Below are 18714 nucleotides of genomic sequence, written 5' to 3' on the forward strand. Positions count from 1 at the left end.
GTCGAGGCGGATGCGCCGGGCCGAAACTGTCTGGACGCCGGCCCTCGTACTGGCTCTTGAAGTGCTGTGACCAGTACCGAGGGCGTTCTTCTCTTCGCACGCTGTTGAGTTCTCAAGGCACCTGCGCTCTCCCGGCCTAGCCCCGCAGGGACCGGTTCCGAGGACGCATCCGGGCACAGAAGTGCCCGATCCGGCGTAGCCACATCCCGAAGTTCGGTACTTAACTTGCGCCGCTGGAGAGGACACTACAGGTCTTCGGTGCCATCTAGTCAAGAGTTAAGTACCTAACTTGCTCGGAGAAGTCGTCTACGCGGTCCGGTTGTGTACCAAAGTCGGATTCGGTGGGTACACTCAGCGGCCATGGAGAAGGCGAAGGGTGATCAGCGGGCCACCGCCCGCTCGATCGCCGACGACATCAGGGCGCAGATCAGAGGCGGCACGCTGCCGCCGGGCGCAGTGCTGCCCACGAGCCGGGAGCTCGCTAGTCGCTACGGGGTCTCACACAAGACCGTCAGCGCGGGCATCGACGTGCTGAAGGTCGAAGGGCTCGTTGTCGGCGAGCGAGGCGGCCGGCGGCGCGTACGGGCCTCCCGGCCTATCACCTGGAACTTGACCAGCTCGACGCAGGGCGCGGCCGTCATGGACGACTGGGCAACCGCCATCAAGGAAGCGGGCCGGGAACCCGCGCAGACGCTCAGCGTCACCACTGAGGGCGCGTCAGGAGAGGTCGCGGCCTGGCTGCACCTCGACCCCGGCGAGGAAGTCGTCCGACGCGAGCATCTCCGCACCGTGGATGGCAGACCGTTCCAGCTGGTCAACATGTGGTTCCCCGCCGGCCTCGTAAGGAACACCCCCCTCGCCGAGGAGAGGGAAGTAGCTCGCCCCGCCGCCGTCCTGGCTCAAGCCGGGCACCCCCAACAGCGCGTGCGGGACGAGATCGATGTGCGGATGCCGACACCGGAGGAGGCCGAGCCCCTGGGCCTCCCGCCCGGGACACCCGTGGCCGAGCACGTGCGCACTGGCCACGGCAACACCACGCCCATCTATGTAGTGCGCACGATTGCCCCCGGCGACCGGCACCGCCTCGTCTACGAACTGGGGGTCTAATCCGTATCAAATACGGACGACCTGTCAGGCGCGCCCGGCTGAGCTGGTATTGGTGCGGCGTCTGAGACGTCGAGGGATACGATGCGCAACGTCGCTTCGTAATTGCGGCGACACAGAAAGAAAGCAGAAGGCCCGGACCAGAAACGGTCCGGGCCCACCAAGCCGGAGACTCGATCCCACTCGCCAAAGTAGAGCGAGTCAACCGGCCATAGTTCGCGGTAGCGGCTCGGGAGCTTCCCCTCGCTCGCGTCGAACCGCGTGCGGGTCCACGATAGCGGGCCCAGCGCCGGTTCGTGCAGTAGGTCTGACTCCCCGTTTCGCTGTCCGCGGGAAGGCGATCACGGTGCACGGCCTCAATCCTCGGGTTGACCAGGCGGTTTTCCCCGCCGACGTCCCCTTCGGCAGCGCCACCCCGTTGGGTGAAGCCCCCGGCGGTGGTGTGGCTCACATCACAACCAGCAACCACCACAGCGCTCGCGTCGAGCCCCATGGTCTGCCCGAAGACCGAAGGAAGGCGACGACGATCTCCCGGCCCTGCGCAGCTGCCGGGGGCGTTCAGTGAGCATCCCGAAGCAGCAGGCCGCCCACGAGGGTCAGCAAGTCGTCGAGCTCTACGGTCCCGAGGACGGCGGGTGGTACGAGACCCGGGTGAAGGACTGGGTCGGGCTGTGTTCTGACCTGCGCGACGCCGACGTGCGGGGCTACGTGGTCCTGCGCGGCTTGGTGATCGAGAAGTTCGCCAACCACGTCCGCAAGCTGACCCTGAACGAGATGTGCGAGCTGATCCCGGGCCCGAACGGGAAGACGTCAAGCCTCACGCGCGTCCGGGACATGCTGCGGGCGCTCACCAGCGTTGGCCTGGTGACCACTCCCGAAGGGGAGCCGTTGACGACCTCCTCCAGCAAGAAGGCCGCCGACAAGCCGCTGCGCATCCGCATCAACGACGCCGCGCCCCCGAGCTACCAGGGGTGGCGTAACGCCGAGGCGAAGCTCCAGGCCATCAAGGCCGCCGCCGGCGCCGAGGCCGATGATCCCGGAGCCGAGGCCCCCATCCCGGCACCTGCACCGAAGCCGACCCGCAAGGCCGCTCCGAAGTCTGGTCGGAATTCCGACCAGGCCAGGAGTCGTGGTCGGAATTCCGACCAGGCTGGTCGGGATTCCGACCACGGTGGTCGGGATTCCGACCACGACTCTCGTGGTGACCTGCGGGAACGCGATCTTCCCGTGGTGTCTTCTAATGGATCTTCTCTCTCTACTGAGGTCGCAGGTCAGGCGTTGCCTCCGCTGCCCGCTGCGCGGGGAGAGAGAGACCAGGCTTCGCCGATCACGTCCCATACGGTTCTGGCCGAGGCCGTTGCTGAGGCGTTCGCGGAGCAGTGGAAGGTCCAGCGCGGTACGCGCCCGGGCCGCCGCCAGCTTCGGGCCGTCGTGCAGGACGGGGTGGAGGCCCTGGAAGACGGCGACACCGTGGAGTGGCTGCTGGAGTCCGTCGTGCCGTTCATGGTCCGCAACGGCTACCTGGACTTCGGGCGGGCGAAGACCCACCCGCAGTGCCCGGCTCCGAAGGGCACGCGTGGACCGGGCCAGCGCGCCGCGGTCTCGGACTGGTGCGGCGAATGCAACGACGGCGTCCGCCCTGAGCTCGTCGCCGAGCGGTTCCGCAAGGTTGCCGGCCGCCTGGTGAAGTGCGCAGCATGCCACCCCGGCGCGGTCAAGCAGACCGCCGCTGTCTGACCTACCTCGACCCCGAAAAACAGCACGGCGGCCGCTCCCGACAAGAACCGGCCGCCGTGTGATCCCAACCCGATGGAGAAGAGATCCATGACCAGCATGACATCCCCGTCCCCGGACACCGACGGCACCAGCCTGTTTGACGGCGACCCGGACGTGGTCCCCGGCCCCCGCCGGTCCGCCGAGGGGTTCGACCGCGTGCCGCCGCAGGACCTTGAGGCTGAGCGGTCCGTCCTCGGCGGGATGGAGTTGTCGAGGGACGCCATCGCCGACGTCATCGAGATCCTCAAGGGGCGCGAGTTCTACCTGCCGGCCCACGAGACGATCTACGCCGTCATCGTCGAGATGTACGGCAAGGGCGAACCCGCCGACCCGATCACGGTCGCCGCCGAGCTCACCCGACGTGGCGAGCTCACCCGGGTCGGCGGCGCCCCCTACCTGCACGCCCTGGTGCAGTCGGTGCCGACCGCGGCGAACGCCGCGTACTACGCCGAGATCGTCCGCGAACGCTGGAAGCTGCGCCAGGCCGTGGAGACCGGCACGCGCATCACGGCCATGGGCTACGCCCAGGAGGCCGACCCGGAGGAGGTCGTCGAGTCGGCGGCCGCCGAACTACTCGCGCTGAAGGCTTCGTTCGACACGGGCAAGGACCCGGCCGGGTGGGATACCCCGCTCGCGGAGCTCCTGGACGAATGGGAGGAAGCCCAGGCCGAGGGCGAGAACCCCGGCTTGCCAATGCCCTACTCCGACTTGCAGTCCATGCTCGGCACCGTGCCCGGCCACCTCGTCGTCGTCGCTGGCCGCCCCGGCATGGGCAAGTCCGTCGTCCTCCTGGACTTCATGAGGCACCTGGCCGTCGTCCACGGCAAGCCGGCCGCGTTCGTCTCCCTGGAGATGGCCCGCCGCCAGATCATGAACCGCTTGATCGCAGCCGAGGCCGAGATCCCCCAGCACGCCGTGCGCACCCGGGCCATGGACGCTGAGGAGTGGAAGAAGTACGACAAGGTCAAGAACACCCTCGCGCAGGCTCCACTGCGGCTGATCGTCCCGCCCGGCGGTATCACCGTCGCGCAGATCCGCTCCAATCTGCGCCGCTGGGCCATCGAGGACCGTCTGCCCGCAGCCCTCGCCGTCGACTACCTCCAGATCGTCAAGCCCGAGGCTGGCAGGGGCGCCAACCGCACCAACGAAGTCGACGGCATCGCCCGCGGTCTCAAGGAACTCGCTCTCGAATTCGACCTCCCGATTTTCGCCGCAGCTCAGCTCTCGCGGCTCACCACCGCCACCACGGACCGCGTCCCGCAGCTGTCCCACCTGCGTGAGTCCGGCGAGATCGAGCAGGCCGCCGACGCCGTGGTCCTCCTTCACCGCGAGGACTACTACGAGCCGGAGAGTATCCGTGCCGGTGAGATCGACCTGATCGTCGCCAAGAACCGTGAGGGAAGCACCGGCATCGTCACCTGCGCCTTCAGGGGAAGGTTCAGCCGCGTCGACGACATGGCCCAAGGCTGACCAAGGAGCCCGGCCGTACGAACCCGGGCCCGCCAGGGGCCGGTATCCGACACACTGGACGCAGACATGAGGAGGTTCCGATGAGTGCACAGCCGGCCGAGGCGTACCCGACTCGCTCGCCGTACCGGATCGAGTCGGACGAGGGTCCGCAGTCGATCGCGGAGCTCAAGGCCGCGTTGGCTCCGTGGCCGGAGCACTTGATGGCCTTCACCGCGCGCTTGGAGGCTGCCGAGTTCTCGAAGCTGCGGGGCTTGATTGCCGAGTACCGGATGGTGTGGCTCTCGCTCGTCCACCCCGTTCTCCGTGAGGCCACCGCGAACTCGCAGGGAGGCAGCGCAGGCGCCGTGCCGTGGGACGAGGTTATGGCCGACTACGACCCCGAGACGTTCGAGCTGCTTCCGGGGGCGCGTCCGTGACCTACAAGGTGGTCGTGGGGGAGGACGCCCGGCGCGGCATGGCCGGCCTGGAACCTGCGCAGCGGCGGGCGGTCAACGACGCGGTCCGCGGAGAGCTGGCGATGCGCCCGCTTTCCGTGGGCAGCGAGTACGAGGGACATGGGTCCGGTGCGCTTCGGCTGCTGGTTCTGGAGGCGGCCCGTGTCTCGATCGGCTACCGGGTCTACTCGGACCGTGTCGAGGTGGAGATCGTCTGGCTTCTCGGCCACCCTTGAGCCAGCCCGGCTGATCCCGAGTCAGCGGAGAACCCCCGGCACCACATTCCTGTGGTGCCGGGGGTTCTGTGGTGGTCGGTCCGGTGGCAGGGGCCTGGCGGGCGTCCCTCACTCTCACCGCTTAAGAGGTGAGACTTCGGGTGATGTTCAGCCGGGTGCCGGGGGCCAGGCGCAATGTCGGGCCGCCGTCCCGGAACTGGAGAACGATGCGGGGGCTAGCGGGGGTGGAGTGGTCGGTGCGGGCGGCGGCGACGAGACGTCGGCGGCCGCCGACGTCGACTATGTCGTCGCGGCGGATCGTGCACGCGGCCCGCGGTCCGGCGATCACGTCGCCGCTCTACTCGGCGAGCTTGTCGACGAGGTGGCTGCATGTGCGGCCGAGCTCGTACATGTGCATCACGGCCGACTTCAGCCCGGGGCCGGCGTCGCTCTGCATGTCGGTGCGGGCCCGGTTCAGCAGGGCGTTCCACTGGTGCCAGTCGCCGGTGCTGCGGGCACACGCGTCGCGCCGGGCTTCGGTCTCGTCGGCCATGACCGCGAGGTGCGCGCGTAGGTCGACCGTCAGCGCGCGGACTTCCTCGGCGCGGGGCAGCACCGGGCGTTCGAGGAGGGCGCGGGTGACGGTGGCGCGGATCGTCACCAGGTCCACAGGGGGAGTGTCGCCCGTCATCAGTGACTCGATGCGCGGCGGGGTCTGGTCGGTGGCGTTCACGCGGGTTCTCCTCGGCCTGGGGGACGTCTGCGAACGGCGGCCGGGCCCGTGCGGGGGAGCAGGGGCCCGGCCGCTGCACTCCCTGTCGGGGGCTGGTGGCTGCCCCAGGGGTGCTGACCCCTAGGTAACGGCCGTTGTCCGGGCGGGGGCAGGTCGAGCCCGCTGCTTTCCGCGTGTATGCCCCCGGACGAGTTGACCGTTGCTTTGCCGTTCCGGGGTGGACGCCGGGCCTACGGTGGGTTCGTGGAGCGCACGCGCAATGAGGCGCTGGCCGAGTGGATGGCCGAGCATCAGATGACCGAGGGCGAGCTCGCCGACGCGGTCAACGGCGAGCTGGGGGCCCTCACCGGCCGGGACGGGCTGGTGTCGGACCGCACGGTGCGCCGGTGGCTGTCGGGCGAGACCCGGTGGCCTCAGACTAGGCAGTGCAAGGTCCTGGAGCAGCTGGCCGGCCGCTCTGCCGAGGCCCTCGGGTTCGTCCCGCGCAGGAGCAGGAGCAGGAGCGCGCCGCCGCAGGAGGTGGAGCCCGTGCAGCGCCGCGTCTTCCTGACCGCCACCACTGGAACAGCACTGGCCGCCACCGCGGTGGCCGGGCAGGGGCCGCGGCCGCGCGTCGGTATGAGCGACGTGAACCGGCTCGCCGCGCGCCTGGCCGACGTGGTCGCCTCCGATGACCGGCACGGCGGCACCACCGCGCTGGAGACCCGTGCCGCCGCCCTGGCCCGGCAGACCCTCGACCTCCAGCAGCGCGGCAGCAGCACCACCCGGGTCCGCAGCCACCTCTACGCCCTGGCGGCCGCCTTCACTTCCAGCGCGATGTGGGCGGCGACCGACGGCCAACGGCTCGACACCGCGCAGCAGCACATGCAGCGCGCCGTCACTCTCGCCGGCCTGTCCGGCGACGGCGCCGTCCGCTTCCGCGTCTGGGGCCACGCCGCCGCCCTCTACCGACAGCTCGGCCGTTACACCGACGCCCTGGCCGCCGACGACGCCGCCCGCGCCGTCGTCATCACCCGCCGCGACCCCCTCTACGCCTCCCTCGCACACGCCCGCATCGCCGTCACGCACGCCGACCTCCACGCCCGCACCGCAGCCCTGCGCAGCCTCGGCCACGCCCAGGACGCCCTCACCCGCGCCGACCGCAACACCCCTCGCCCACCGTGGATGCAGTTCTACGACGAGGCCGAGCTGGAGCTGCTCACGCTCATCACCCACACCGTCCTCGGCCAGTGGGCCGACGCCGAGGCCCACGCCCACCAGCACCTCGCGCTGCTGCGCCCGGAACTGGTCCGCAACCGCGCCCTGTCGCTGGCATACCTGGCGCACGCGCAGCTGGAGCAGGGCGCACTCGAACCCGCCGTCGCCTCCGCCCTCGCCGTGCCCGCCGACGCGCGGCAAGGGAGGGCCGGGCAGAAACTCGCGCAGTTCACCGCGCGGCTCGCCGCGGTGGCTCCGCGCACCCCCGAAGCCCGCGCCTGGGCCGACCACTGTCACGAAGGGAAGACGAGCGTTGAGCGTTGAGCTCCGGCACCACACGGACGTCGAGGCCGCCCGCCAGGACCTCCTGAGCATTTACACCGACGTCCACGCCGACGAAACCAGCGACTTCTACTCCGCCGCGCGGTTCGCCGACCGGCTCCGCGGCCACGCCGGCCCGGGCTGGGAGGCCGTCATCGCCTACGACGCGGGCGAACCAGCGGGGTTCGCGTACGGCACGCCGCTCGGTGCGACCACCGCCTGGTGGGAGGACATGCTCACCCCGCTCCCTGACGGGTACGCAGTCGAGACCGGGCGCCGCACGCTCGCTTTCAACGAGCTGAAAATCCGCTCGCGGTGGCGCGGCAAGGGCCTCGGCCGTCGCCTCCACGACGAGTTGCTGTCCGGCCGCAGTGAGGAGCGTGTGACGCTGCTGGTGAATCCGCAGCGACCGCGGGTCGTGACGCTCTACCAGGCATGGGGTTACGAGGAAGTCGGCCGCCAGCAGCCCTTCCCGGACTCACCGGTCTTCGCGTGCATGACCCGCCCCATGCGCCTGCCCGAGCAGTAGCCGAGCGCCGAACGCACGCCGACGTCGAACGCCTCCCGGAGCACCATCCCGGGAGGCGTTCGACGTACGGGCCGGCAGGCGGCGCGTGGCGGGTGCTCTGCTCTCGCTCCCTCCTGGCCATGCCAAAACGGCCGTTTTGATTCCCAGACGGAAAGATCAAGTTGGTGTGCGGAAGGGGATTGACCACGGAGTAAAAAGGTACTTGAATTAGATGCGTCGGAGCGGCCGGGAATCCCCTCCGACACCCCCGGGGCCACCCGGGTCAACACCGAAAACCTCAACAGGAGAAGCCATGAACAACACTTTGGCCCCCGTGCCGACTGTCGACCTCACCAAGCGCGAACGCGAGTTCTTCGTCGTCGGTACGGACGAGGTGGACGGCTACGAGGTCTGGCACATCGAGGAGGCCCCCGCGGACCCGCTCGACTCCCAGGAGCTCTACGACGAGCTCTCGTGGGACGCCTACGACGCCTTCGGCGGCGTCTCGCCGGTCTTCGCGATCAGTCACGCGCACGCCGCCGGTATCGCCCGCCGCGACTGCCGCCTGTAGCCGTCAGCCCCGCCCCGGCCGCAAACCACCGTGCGGCCGGACGACGGCGCGGCCCTGGGAACGCGATGCAGCAGCACTCACCGCTGCATGAGCATCGGCCGCGCCGCCGTGACGTGTCACCGAAAACCTCAACATCAGGAGTACGACCCACCATGACCATGCAGACCACGCAGTCGACTCAGGCCGCGCAGCTCCCGCTGTTCGAGAAGCTGGAGGCCGCCGGACTGTCCCCCGAGATGTGGGGCGACAGCGCGGGCACCTACGTCCTGCTGACCCTCGCGGACGGCTCGCAGATCAGCATCAGCGCAACCATCACCGACGGGGCCGAGGTGTGCGCCATCCACGACGTGGACGAGCACAGCAGCTGGCAGGCGTACTGGCACGACGCCGACCAGGAGAAGTTCGCCACCGTCTACGACTCCGAGGGCGAAGACAAGGAGTGCGCGGTCGACACCGCCGCCGTCGCCGAGGCCGTCACTGCCCACATCAAGCAGCACGAGTCCACGCTCACCGAGGCCGACGTCCTGCGCGGCGCGCTCTCCACCTACGGCATCTCCGCGTACGACGGCGGCGAGGGCGGGGCCACCTACCTCGTGGTGCCGTTCAACCCGCACGCCGACGAGGACTCCGCCCGCCTCGAACCCCACTTCCTCGTCTCCTCCGGCGAGGACGCACACCGCCTGATGGCCGGGCACGACGAGCCGTGGAGCGCCTCGCTCTACGACGGCAACGGCGACTACGTGGACACCCTGGACACCGCGCCCGGGGGCCTGACGCTGGTCGAGGACTCCGCGCACTGCGCCCGCGCCATCGCGGTGTACATCGCGGACCACCGGCGCGACTGGATCGCCCCGGCGAGCACCGGACTCCGAGCCGTCCCCGACGACATCAGCACGATGAAGTACGACGTGCTCAAGGGCAGCCAGCACCTCGGCGTGATCCTCGACGAGACCTCCGCCCGCCTCACCCGGGGCGGTTGGGCCGCGTGGTCCCCGAAGGCTTCCCGCCGCGACGGCACCGTCGGTTTCTTCGCCACGAAGGAGGAAGCCGCACTCGCCATCGCCCGCACCTGGGGCCTGTGCCTCGCCGAGGCGGCGCAGTGGCGGACCCTCAAGGGCATCAGTGCCCCGTTCTTCGTGTACGGCGACGTGCAGGATGACGGGCGCGTGTGGCTCGCCCGCGACCGCCAGCGACTGACCGGCGAGCCGGTCGAGGTCGTCAAGCTCGCGACGGAAGCCGGTTGCCGGTACGGCTACACCGCCAGCGGCCAGCGCATCGACTTCGGCGGCACCGCCACGAAGGTCTGGGCCGCGTAACAAACGGCCCCGGGGCGAGCGGGAAGGGAATCCCCGCTCGCCCCACCAAAAGGGCCACGCACAAGGATCAAGAAGAAGTGAAGCGGCCGACGGGGAATCTCGTCGGCCGCTTCGCGCTCGGCCACCGAGGGCCCTCAACGGCCCATGAACCGAACACGTCACCATGGTAGCCAACCACGCCCCGGGCAACGGAGAGTCCCCACCAGATGCAGATCATCGACGGCCACCAGTACGGCACACGCCAGGACCTCGTCGAGCACACCGGCTACAGCACGGCCACGCTCTCCGACTTCTGGAAGGACCGCGTCTCCAACGGCCACCCGCCCGCACGCATCATCGACGGCGTCATGCACTGGGACGTGGACGAGTGGGACCGCTGGTACGCCGAGTTTCAGCGCACCCGGCGCAACGCGGCGAAGCCGATCGACCGCAGCGGCGACCCCGACGAGGAGCTCAGGCCAGCCGACCAGGCCAGGGTGCTGGGCCTGCCCCGGAACATGATCGCCCAGTACCGGAAGAAGCCACCGAACGGCTGGCCGAAGCCGACACGAGTCGAAGACCTTCCCGCCGGCGGGGTGCGCGAGTTCCGTACCCGGCGGCAGCTGTGGGAGTACCACGACACCACCAACCGGATCGGCACCGCCGGCCGCCGTGCTGCCACCGGACCGGACCCCCGTGTGCAGATTGCTGCCGACGCCCTGGCAGCACAGCCCGACCGGGCCGCCGGCGACATCGCCGCCGACTTGGCGGAGGCGCACGGTCAGTCCGTCCACACCTGGAAGCGGATTATTACCGCGGCCCGCAGGCAGACGCAGTAGCGACTGGCAACCGCATCCCGCGCGCCGGCAGCGCCCGCAGGTGCGGTACGTGAGAGAGCCCCGACAGACAATCGGTCGGGGCTCTCTCACACGTCGGGGCGGAAGGCGCGGCACGCTGGTGAGGAGCTGATGCTGCCTCATTTACCGGAACCGGAGACGTGATCGCGCGCAATCATCTCGCTGTCAGGTCCGGTGGTTTTTTCGGGCGCCGGAGGGTACCTACTGGTGCGGTTTTTCCGGCGAGGTGGCGGCGGACCCCAGGGCATTTTCCGGCGCTGACTTCGCGGTAGCAGCCGCAGCGTTCTTCGGGGCAGCCGTCTTGTTCGCCGTCCGCGGCCGGCCCTTGGGGCGGCGCTTCGGCTCCTCCGCACCCAGGCCCTTCAGCTCTTCGGCTGTCCAGCCGGCGGCCTGTGCTTCCACGTAGGCGCGGCCGTACGGTTCCTCGGTCTTCTCGAACTCATCCCGCAGCGTCTTCCGGTCTGCCAGGAGGCTGGCGAGCGGGCCCAGGGCGGTCTCACGCGCAGCGTTTATCTCCTGCGCCTGCCTCATGATCTCTTCTGCTGTAGCCATGATCGGATCGTAGTAGTCGACCGGCTCGGAAGGAATCGAGTTGGGTCGGCGTGATACCTCGCCCCTGGCCGCTGTCGTCGTCGTAGGCCGAAGCCCTCCATCCCCGGCGGATGAATTCCTCGTGCCCCTGGACAGCCCCGCCGCACCCCGAACCCCGAACGCTCGTTGAACGAGAGCACATTCCGTTTCCCTCGCATCTACCTCAAATCCCCTCACATCACCCCTCATCCGTCTCAACAGCATCCGTTCATTCCGTTGACTGCCATCTGTCCCAGAGCTACCGTCAGAGGCCAAAAGATCAAGAACGGATGGACAAAGGTACGTCCCCTGCGGGGACGTACGCGGCTTCGCCGCTGAAAGACCGGGGGGAGGGGGCGGCGCCAGGTGGCCTGGGTCACGGGGATCGTGGACATGGAACAGGTGGAGTACCGCCTGTCCGCGAATTCCGGTTGCTACGTCCAGCTCGACGCCGAGGGCGCCCAGCAGCAGGGCCAGGCGGCGACTGACGCGCAGGTCGACTACCGCATGAAGGCGGCCGAGAACGGCGGCCTCGTGTGGATCGGCGAAGGCCTGCCGGAGGTCGGCCTGACAGCCGGAACCATCCTCGACGAGGCCGGCAAGAACGCTGCGCGAGCGCTGGCGAACGGCACCCACCCTGTCACCGGCGAGCGACTGGTGCGCGCCGAACTCCGGGCGCACCCGCGCTCTCAGCTGGCCGGCGCCCGCCTCGTCGAAGCGATCGAAGCCGCCGCCGCGGCCGCGGGGGTCGAGCCGGGCGACCTTTTCCGCGGCAAGCCCAAGCAGCAGAAGAAGTACGCGACCCTCGCGCGGATGGTGCACGCGCAGGGCGAGCGCCACCGGCTCCAGGTGGATTCCCTGCACCGCCTCGCCCGTGCCGCTGGGCTCGACCTGGACGACATTTACGACGCCGGGGAACTCGCCGAGGCGCGCGCCCACGAGGGCGAGCGCGTCAACGTCCGCATGCGCGCCTACGACGTGGTGGCGGACCTGCCCAAGGGCGATTCCGTGCTGTGGGCTCTGCTCGCCGAACAAGACGAGGCGGGGTTCCGTGAGCTCGTCCACCAGGCCAAGCGGGAGGCGTTCGCGCAGCTGGAGGAGTGGATCGGCTACGGCCTGGCGAGCGAGGACGGCAAGCTGCACCGCATCGCCACCGGGGGACTGCTGGGCTGGACGGTGGAGCACCAGTCGGCCCGGCCGGTCGACGACCAGACGCCGGGCGATCCGCACCTGCACGTCCACGTCGTCATCGTGAATATGGCCAGGTGCGAGGACGGCCAGTGGCGGGCCATCGCCAACGGCGGCCGCGATCTGCACCGGCACGTGCGCGCCTTCGACGGACTGTTCAAGGCGCGCGTGCGTGCGCTGGCCGGCGAGCGGTTCGGCGTGCGCTACGAGCGCGACGTGCGCACGCGCGCCTGGAACGTGGTCGGCATACCCGAGGAGCTGCGCGCGCACTACTCCCGCCGCGCTGCCCAGGTCGACGCGCAGGCCGGTGCGGAGGCCAGCCGCGAGGAGAAGATGAGGATCTCGGCCGAGACCCGGCACGCCAAGCACGACGCCGGTGTGATCGACCTGCGGGCGCACTGGCGGCAGCGTGCGGAGGATCTGGGCCTCGACGTCGACGCGATGGTCGCGGCCGCCGCCCCGGGCCCGCCCGGACCGGACGGCACCATGGCAGCCGGCGGTCCCGACGGCCCCCGGATGCCGACGCCGCAGCAGATCGCCGCCGAGGTTTTCTCCCCCACCCGCGGCCTCACCGCCCACGAGAAGGAGTTCAGCAGGGCGCAGCTGCTGGCCGCGGTGGCGAACGCGTGCCCGTACGGTCTGGGCGACGGTGTGCTGGAGGACGTGGCGGACCAGGTGCTCGCGGTGCAGGGGTACGCGAGGGCACTGCCGCACCGCGGATCGGCCCTCATGTCGAACACCGACCGCTACACCACCCACGACATCCTCGCGGCCGAGCAGGTCATCGTCGACCAGGCCAGGGCCCGCTACGCCGACGGCTCCGCCCGCCTGACCGGCGACCAGGCCGCGGCCGCGCTCAGCGTTTTCCAGGTGGCGGCGGGCTTCGAGCTGTCGGCCGAACAGCGGCGCGTAGTGGAGCGTCTGCTGACCGCCGGGCACGGCGTGGATGCGGTGTTCGGCGTCGCCGGTTCCGGCAAGACGACGTTGATGGAGGCGTGCCGGATCGGCTGGGACGCGGTCGGCATGACCTACGCCGGCGCCTGCTTGTCCGCTGTTGCCGCGCAGAACCTGTACGAGGGATCGGGGGTGCCGTCGAGCACCATTGCGTCCTGGCTGAAGCGCATCGAGGCCGGCACCGGGTTGCGCGGCGTGGATGTCCTGGTGCTGGACGAGGCCGTGATGACGGACGACCGGGCGATGGCCGTGCTGCTCGCCGAGGCGGCCCGCACCGGCACGAAGATCATTGCGATCGGCGACCCTCAGCAGCTCCAGGCGATCGGCCCCGGCGGCGGTTTCGAAGAGGTCCACCGCCTGGTGGGCGGCGAGTTTCTCGCCGACAATCGCCGCCAGAAGGACGAGGGCGAGCGGGCCGCGCTGGAGGTGTGGCGCCAGGGTGCGGCGCAGCGCGAGCGGGCGCTGCGCATGCTCTCTGATGGTGGCCGGGTGCACGCCACGGACACTGCCGACGCGGCCCGCGCTGAGATCCTGGCTGCCTGGAACCAGATCCGCACGCGGTGGCCGGACGCGCACGACGCACTGGCGAACCTTGTCGTCCTGGCGGCCCGCAACGAGGACGTCGACAGCCTCAACGCCGGCGCCCAGGCCCTGCGACGCGCCGCCGGGGAACTCGGGCCCGCGCGCACCTTCGTGCTGCCCCGCCGCGAGACCCTGACCCTGGCGGTCGGGGACGTTGTGCGCGTGCGGCGCAACGATTACCGCTCGCGCCGCGGCGCTGGACTCGATGTGCTCAACGGCTACCGCGCCGTCGTCACCGACATTTCCGACGACCGCAGGGTGCAGATCACCTGGCGGCGCGAGGAGTCCGACGGCACCGTCAGCCACCAGCAGGCGTGGCTGACCCCGGGCCAGATCAGCCAGGGCGCCCTCAGTCTGGGCTATGCGATGACCATCGCCGCATCCCAGGGCCTGACCGCGCAGACGAGCCTGATGTATGGCCTCGGCGCGAACAGCTTCAGCCTCTACCCCGGCATCACCCGGGCCAAGGGCGAGAACCACCTGTGGCTGCCGGCGGCCGCCCTGGAGGACGAGGAGACGCGGGCCACCCTCGGCGAGCCGCGCAGCGAGGCCGAACTCCTGGACCGCGCCCTGTACGCGTACGGCGCGTTGCTTAAGCAAGACCGTCCGGCGCAGATGGTCAGCGACCAACTGCGCGCTGCTCCCGACCCTGTCGCGCCGCCGGCGCCCGCGCCCGAGCCGGAGTTTCCGGCGTGGGACGACACCGTGGCGCGGCCGTACGGTGCGCTGTCCGACGCCGTCCTCGACACCAAAATCGCCAAGGCCGAGCAGCAGGCGACGGCGGCCGGGCGCGCGGCCGCCGACAAAGCGCGCGAGCTGGAGAGCGCCGCCGCCGAACTCACCGCGCACGTCTCACCGGGCAAGCGCATCGCCGACGAGGCCGGCGCCTTGCTTGCCGAGGCCGACCGACTCCTTGACCTCGCCCAGCAGGAGACGGCGAACGCCGACCGGGCCGGCACCGAGGGGGACAGGGCCCGGACGATGCGTCAGGAGGCAGAGACGGCCGCGGGGCGCACCCGGCTCGGGCTGCGCACCTCCGGCACGTCCCGCGGCGCCCAGCAGCAGCTGTTCGCGCAGTACACCGAGCAGATGGAGGCCGCGCACGAGGAGCAGCAGCGCGCCCGCCAGGCTGCCCAGGCCGCCCAGCGCGAGGCGTGGCAGACCATCGCCCGCTCTCCCTACGCCGGAGTTTTCCGGGCACAGGGCGCCACCGGTGCCCCGCCCCGCGAACTCGACGAGATGCAGGAGCGGCTCGCCGCGATGCGCGAGTCTCTGCCGGTTCTCGCGCAGCAGATCGACACGCAGCGCGCCGAGGACGTCGAGCATGCCCGCGGCCGGGAGAGCGGACTTCGCGCCCGGGCCGAGACGCTGCGGACGACCACCGCCGCGCTGCGTGCGGAGCGGGAGCTGCGCCAGCAGATCGCAGCACAGGCCCCAGGACAGGACCAGGCGGAGCACAACGCTCGCCAGATGGTCCGGCCGCCGGCCCGCCGTGCGGAAACGGCTGGCGCTCAGCAGAACCGGCAGGGCCCAGAACCGGTCCTCCGGCCCGATTCGTCCGGCCAGAAGGTCACCTGAGCGCGGTGCGGCGCGCACTCAGACAGACGGCCCGACAACCGCCCGGACGGCGCGTGTGGCATCACTGGTCTCGCCGGTGACGACGCGGAGCATGGGCAGCAGCTCGGAGCCGAGCGCGAGCCGCTCGGTGGGGTCAGTGACACCACTCCACTGCTGGACTGCCCGCTCTGCCGAGGCACGGGTGAACTCGTGCTCGGTGCCCCACACCTGGGCCTGGAGGCCGGTGGTGTGCAGGTACCAGCGGGCCGCCGCCGCCGGCTGACCCATCAGGTGGGCGATCCAGCCGCGCAGCTCCCGCACGTTGATCGTGTGCGAGTGCGCGGCCCCGAACGTGGCTGTGAACTCGCGGTCGATGCGTTCGGCCTCCACGTTCGCCGCGGCGAGGCGCTGCGGGTCGATCGGGGGGACGCACGCCGCGGTGATCGCCGCGATCTGCCAGCGGTACTCCGCCGGCGGCGGAGGCGCCTCCGTCTGTCCCACCGCGGCCGCCGCGCTCTCCGGCTCCGGGCGGGCGAGCGCGGAAGGCGTCCCGCCGGTGTGCCAGAAGGCCGGGTTGACGAGCCCCCAGGGGGCATGCAGAGTCTGGTCGGTGCTCATGGTGCTCCCGGTTACTGGGGGACGATGCGGCGCACGGCCACGATGCGGGTGATGGGGCTGCTGGAGTTGCGCCAGCTGCTGTACGCGACGATGCGGGTCTGCACGCCGGTGCGGGGCGCCTCGATGACCAGGCCGCTGCCGATGTACATCCCGACGTGACCGGGGGCGGAGGCGGAGCCGCCCGAGCCGGGCGTGAAGACCAGGTCGCCGGCCATCGGCGCGTCCATGCTCACGGCCTGGCCCTCGTTGACCTGGGTGTAGGTGGTGCGGCTGATGGCCACCCCGGCCGCGCGGTAGGCCTGTTCCATGAGACTGGAGCAGTCGCACCAGTGCGCGGGGTTCGAGCCGAGTGCGTTGGTGCAGTCGCCTCCGAGGTGGTACCAGCCGCCCTTCTGGTAGAGCGCCCAGGCGACCGCTTTACGGACGGTGTCCGGGGCGTCGGCCGGGATGGAGAAGCCCTTCGGAAGGTCCACCGGTCCGCTCGGTGCGGCGGGGGCGGTGTACTTCTTGGCGCTGGCCATGATGGCGCGGACGTAGTCGTAGGTCTGCCCGCGGGCGAAGGACCGCGGCGGGACCCCGTGGTACCTCATGACCGCGCCCCAGCCGGCGTTGTAGCCGGCCAGGGCCAGCTCGATCGGGTCACCTGGGAAGCCGGACTTCTTCGCGTCCTTGAGGAGATCGCACATGTACCGGCCCTGCGCGATGATTCCGTCCGCCGGGTCGTAAGGGTCGGCTTTCCCGTTGTTGTCGGCGTCCACGGCGTAGGCCTGCCACGTGCTGGGGATGAACTGGGCGATCCCGTGGGCGTCCGCCTCGGAACGGGCGTTGGGATTGAATTCGCTCTCGGCTCCGAGCTGCGCGGCCAGGATCGGGGCAGGCAGGCCGGGGCAGGCACCGGCGGCCTTCTCGATCCAGGGGGCGAACTGGGGTGGCACCGAACCTGCCTTGAGACCACCCCCGATGGCACCTGTATTCGGGTTCGCACTCGCGACATCCGATGTCGTGGTCTGGATCGTCACGCCGGCTATGAGCGTGAAGAACGCACCCAGCCCCGCCCCCGCGCCGATCAGCAGCTTCTTGGCCACCCCGCCCCCGTCCCCTCCCTTGTCGTCACCTACTGGCGTATGACGTCCGCGCCCATGGCCTGCTCAAGTGCACGCCGGTGATAGCGAAAGGTCCGCCCCGCCTTGAGCGACGGCAGGTGGCCAGCGCGTGTCATCCGCATCACGAGCTGGTAGTCCAGCCGCAGGTAGTCGGCGGTCTCCTTGGCGGTGAGGACCTCGGGCCACCCCTGCGACTGTGCGTTGCATGTGCAACTTGACGGGGTGCTGTCCTCGCGGCTTTCACCGGCGTCGTCAGTGCCTGCGGGTGCCACCAGCGGTCTCCCATCCCGTCCGGACGTTCCTGAACTGATCAAGGACCGTACCAACTCATAACTGAAACCACAGCAGTCATCAACAGTCACTAAAAGTCATAGACAGACTCAGAGGCCCCTTGCTAAACATTGCTTTTGATCATCTTGCGTCTGGCGAGCGCAGGCATCGAGGCACGTTGGGGGCGGTGCAGCTATGGCCAGGGGGGTTCCACAACTGGAGCGGCTGGAGCCGCATGTCCGGTTGGTCGTGCCCGTCATGGCCACCGGAGGCGGCAACGGCCGTTCAACGGTCGCCGGACTCCTCGCTGACGCCTTCGCCCTGCACGGTGAAACGGTCCTGCTCGACACCGTCCCCCGCCTCGCGTCGCCCTGGCCCGGATGGGTCGCGACCGCGGGCGAGGGTCTCGCCGCGCTCCCGCCGGACCGGCCCGCCACGCGGGCTCAGGCCCGCACGGCCGCCGCGGCCGCCGCAGCATCCGGCGCCCCGTGGCAGGTGATGACCGATCACCTGCCCTGGCACGTCGCCCCGCTTTCCCTGCCGGACGCGCCGGAGGCGTGGCACCAGCTCGCCGCGATCGGAGGCTGGCAGGCCGTCATCGCCGACACCGAGCACCGGTTCACCCAGGACGTGATGGCCTCTCGTCACACCGGCACCGCAGGGCTTGGCGCCCGCTGGTGCTCCCTGCCGTGCGCGGTCCCGGTGCTGTGCGCCGGTGCGAACGGCGAGGGGATGGCGGCGTTGCAGACCGCGGTGATGGCCGCCGAGGCCGAGGGGCTGCCGCTGGCCCGCATGGTCGTGGCCGTGGTGGCCATGAGCGAGGGGCGGCTTCCTGCCCCGGTCAAAGCCGGCGCCACCATGCTTCAGCCGAAGGTCGGCGCGATCGTCCAGGTGCCGTACGACGAGCGGATCCGTTCGCACGGCCTGCGTGACGCTGCCCGCCTCAAACCCCGGACCTTGGCGGCCGGACGCCAGTTGGCGGAGGCCGTCTTGTCATCGGCGCACACGTCCTGGGGCGAGATGCTCCCGCACGCCGCCGTCCCCGCCGCCTACACGGAAGGAACCACGCCCCGTGGCCTCGCTCCTCAAGCCGCTGATCACCCTCGCTGACGGCGACCCGCTGAGCCCCAAACAGCCCAAGAACCTCCCCGGCAACATAGGCACGTCCACGGACAACCTGATCGGGTGGTCCCTGACGGGCGCGCTGATCGCCTGCCTGCTGGGCTTCATCTTCGGCTGCGCGCTGATCGGTGTCGGACACAACACGGAGAGGCCCGACATGGCCGCCCGCGGCAAGCGGTCGGTGCTGTGGTCCCTGGTCGCCGCCGCCGGCGTTGGCACTGTTTTCGGCCTGGTCAAGGCCTTCTACAACATCGGGCAGGGCTGAGGCC

Annotated in this window: 19 protein-coding genes; 13 read left to right on the forward strand and 6 right to left on the reverse strand. The window is 70.3% G+C overall.

Annotated elements, in window-relative coordinates:
• Positions 1 to 360 precede the first annotated feature (360 nt).
• From ABZ951_RS15765 to ABZ951_RS15785, 5 genes are all read left to right on the forward strand, one after another.
• A complete protein-coding gene (locus ABZ951_RS15765) occupies positions 361 to 1107 on the forward strand; it encodes a GntR family transcriptional regulator (RefSeq protein WP_344090051.1) in 747 nt (248 codons plus the stop codon).
• 558 nt (positions 1108 to 1665) lie between these two features.
• A complete protein-coding gene (locus ABZ951_RS15770) occupies positions 1666 to 2841 on the forward strand; it encodes a hypothetical protein (RefSeq protein WP_344090049.1) in 1176 nt (391 codons plus the stop codon).
• Between the two features lie 87 nt (positions 2842 to 2928).
• The gene (locus ABZ951_RS15775) at positions 2929 to 4350 is read left to right on the forward strand and encodes a replicative DNA helicase (protein ID WP_344090047.1); all 1422 of its coding nucleotides are present in this window, start codon (positions 2929 to 2931) and stop codon (positions 4348 to 4350) included.
• 80 nt (positions 4351 to 4430) lie between these two features.
• Entirely contained in the window at positions 4431 to 4766 is a 336-nt protein-coding gene (locus ABZ951_RS15780) for a hypothetical protein (protein ID WP_344090045.1), read from the forward strand.
• Positions 4763 to 5020: a hypothetical protein gene (locus ABZ951_RS15785; RefSeq protein ID WP_344090043.1), complete on the forward strand. Its 258-nt coding sequence runs from the start codon at positions 4763 to 4765 to the stop codon at positions 5018 to 5020. The genes ABZ951_RS15780 and ABZ951_RS15785 overlap by 4 nt, the downstream gene beginning before the upstream one ends.
• A gap of 121 nt (positions 5021 to 5141) precedes the next feature.
• Here the strand turns inward: ABZ951_RS15785 and ABZ951_RS15790 are convergent, their stop codons facing one another.
• The gene (locus ABZ951_RS15790) at positions 5142 to 5348 is read right to left on the reverse strand and encodes a hypothetical protein (RefSeq protein ID WP_361280036.1); all 207 of its coding nucleotides are present in this window, start codon (positions 5346 to 5348) and stop codon (positions 5142 to 5144) included.
• 9 nt (positions 5349 to 5357) lie between these two features.
• Entirely contained in the window at positions 5358 to 5732 is a 375-nt protein-coding gene (locus ABZ951_RS15795) for a DUF6415 family natural product biosynthesis protein (protein WP_344090193.1), read from the reverse strand.
• A gap of 243 nt (positions 5733 to 5975) precedes the next feature.
• Here ABZ951_RS15795 and ABZ951_RS15800 point away from each other — a divergent pair, with 243 nt between their 5' ends.
• The 5 genes from ABZ951_RS15800 (at position 5976) to ABZ951_RS15820 (ending at position 10463) form a co-directional block, all read left to right on the forward strand.
• Entirely contained in the window at positions 5976 to 7253 is a 1278-nt protein-coding gene (locus ABZ951_RS15800; RefSeq protein WP_344090191.1) for a Tat pathway signal protein, read from the forward strand.
• Positions 7243 to 7779 (forward strand): GNAT family N-acetyltransferase, encoded by a 537-nt coding sequence (locus tag ABZ951_RS15805; protein ID WP_344090189.1) that lies wholly within the window; start codon positions 7243 to 7245, stop codon positions 7777 to 7779. The genes ABZ951_RS15800 and ABZ951_RS15805 overlap by 11 nt, the downstream gene beginning before the upstream one ends.
• Before the next feature lie 292 nt (positions 7780 to 8071).
• A complete protein-coding gene (locus ABZ951_RS15810) occupies positions 8072 to 8329 on the forward strand; it encodes a hypothetical protein (RefSeq protein ID WP_344090187.1) in 258 nt (85 codons plus the stop codon).
• A 152-nt stretch (positions 8330 to 8481) separates the two neighbouring features.
• Complete coding sequence (locus ABZ951_RS15815; protein ID WP_344090184.1) at positions 8482 to 9645, forward strand: hypothetical protein; 1164 nt, start codon at positions 8482 to 8484, stop codon at positions 9643 to 9645.
• A gap of 206 nt (positions 9646 to 9851) precedes the next feature.
• Complete coding sequence (locus tag ABZ951_RS15820; protein WP_344090181.1) at positions 9852 to 10463, forward strand: hypothetical protein; 612 nt, start codon at positions 9852 to 9854, stop codon at positions 10461 to 10463.
• Between the two features lie 219 nt (positions 10464 to 10682).
• Here ABZ951_RS15820 and ABZ951_RS15825 read toward each other — a convergent pair whose 3' ends face one another.
• Positions 10683 to 11033, reverse strand: coding sequence for a hypothetical protein (locus tag ABZ951_RS15825; RefSeq protein ID WP_344090178.1), 351 nt, complete (start codon positions 11031 to 11033; stop codon positions 10683 to 10685).
• Between the two features lie 384 nt (positions 11034 to 11417).
• On the opposite strand from ABZ951_RS15825, the gene mobF reads away from it, so the two are divergent.
• A complete protein-coding gene (gene mobF, locus ABZ951_RS15830) occupies positions 11418 to 15353 on the forward strand; it encodes a MobF family relaxase (protein ID WP_344090176.1) in 3936 nt (1311 codons plus the stop codon).
• Between the two features lie 18 nt (positions 15354 to 15371).
• Here the strand turns inward: mobF and ABZ951_RS15835 are convergent, their stop codons facing one another.
• From ABZ951_RS15835 to ABZ951_RS15845, 3 genes are read right to left on the reverse strand one after another with little or no spacing between them, the layout of a single operon-like run.
• Positions 15372 to 15950, reverse strand: coding sequence for a hypothetical protein (locus ABZ951_RS15835; protein WP_344090174.1), 579 nt, complete (start codon positions 15948 to 15950; stop codon positions 15372 to 15374).
• Between the two features lie 11 nt (positions 15951 to 15961).
• Positions 15962 to 17035, reverse strand: coding sequence for an NlpC/P60 family protein (locus ABZ951_RS15840; protein WP_344090172.1), 1074 nt, complete (start codon positions 17033 to 17035; stop codon positions 15962 to 15964).
• 29 nt (positions 17036 to 17064) lie between these two features.
• On the reverse strand, positions 17065 to 17325 hold the full coding sequence (locus ABZ951_RS15845; RefSeq protein WP_344090169.1) for a helix-turn-helix domain-containing protein: 261 nt from the start codon (positions 17323 to 17325) through the stop codon (positions 17065 to 17067).
• 193 nt (positions 17326 to 17518) lie between these two features.
• Between ABZ951_RS15845 and ABZ951_RS15850 the strand changes: the two genes are divergently transcribed.
• Both ABZ951_RS15850 and ABZ951_RS15855 read left to right on the forward strand, forming a co-directional pair.
• The gene (locus ABZ951_RS15850; RefSeq protein ID WP_344090167.1) at positions 17519 to 18433 is read left to right on the forward strand and encodes a hypothetical protein; all 915 of its coding nucleotides are present in this window, start codon (positions 17519 to 17521) and stop codon (positions 18431 to 18433) included.
• The gene (locus ABZ951_RS15855; protein ID WP_344090165.1) at positions 18396 to 18710 is read left to right on the forward strand and encodes a hypothetical protein; all 315 of its coding nucleotides are present in this window, start codon (positions 18396 to 18398) and stop codon (positions 18708 to 18710) included. Before ABZ951_RS15850 ends, ABZ951_RS15855 begins: the two co-directional genes overlap by 38 nt.
• Positions 18711 to 18714 lie beyond the last annotated feature (4 nt).

Source organism: Streptomyces sp. NPDC046215, assembly GCF_040646215.1.
GTDB lineage: Bacteria > Actinomycetota > Actinomycetes > Streptomycetales > Streptomycetaceae > Streptomyces > Streptomyces stramineus.

Excerpts from the sequence above, each read along its gene's own strand:
- ABZ951_RS15765 (WP_344090051.1), top strand. The coding sequence starts at position 361 with ATGGAGAAGGCGAAGGGTGATCAGCGGGCCACCGCCCGCTCGATCGCC.
- ABZ951_RS15775 (WP_344090047.1), top strand. The coding sequence starts at position 2,929 with ATGACCAGCATGACATCCCCGTCCCCGGACACCGACGGCACCAGCCTG.
- ABZ951_RS15780 (WP_344090045.1), top strand. The coding sequence starts at position 4,431 with ATGAGTGCACAGCCGGCCGAGGCGTACCCGACTCGCTCGCCGTACCGG.
- ABZ951_RS15810 (WP_344090187.1), top strand. The coding sequence starts at position 8,072 with ATGAACAACACTTTGGCCCCCGTGCCGACTGTCGACCTCACCAAGCGC.
- ABZ951_RS15815 (WP_344090184.1), top strand. The coding sequence starts at position 8,482 with ATGACCATGCAGACCACGCAGTCGACTCAGGCCGCGCAGCTCCCGCTG.
- ABZ951_RS15820 (WP_344090181.1), top strand. The coding sequence starts at position 9,852 with ATGCAGATCATCGACGGCCACCAGTACGGCACACGCCAGGACCTCGTC.
- ABZ951_RS15825 (WP_344090178.1), bottom strand. The coding sequence starts at position 11,033 with ATGGCTACAGCAGAAGAGATCATGAGGCAGGCGCAGGAGATAAACGCT.
- ABZ951_RS15835 (WP_344090174.1), bottom strand. The coding sequence starts at position 15,950 with ATGAGCACCGACCAGACTCTGCATGCCCCCTGGGGGCTCGTCAACCCG.
- ABZ951_RS15850 (WP_344090167.1), top strand. The coding sequence starts at position 17,519 with ATGGCCAGGGGGGTTCCACAACTGGAGCGGCTGGAGCCGCATGTCCGG.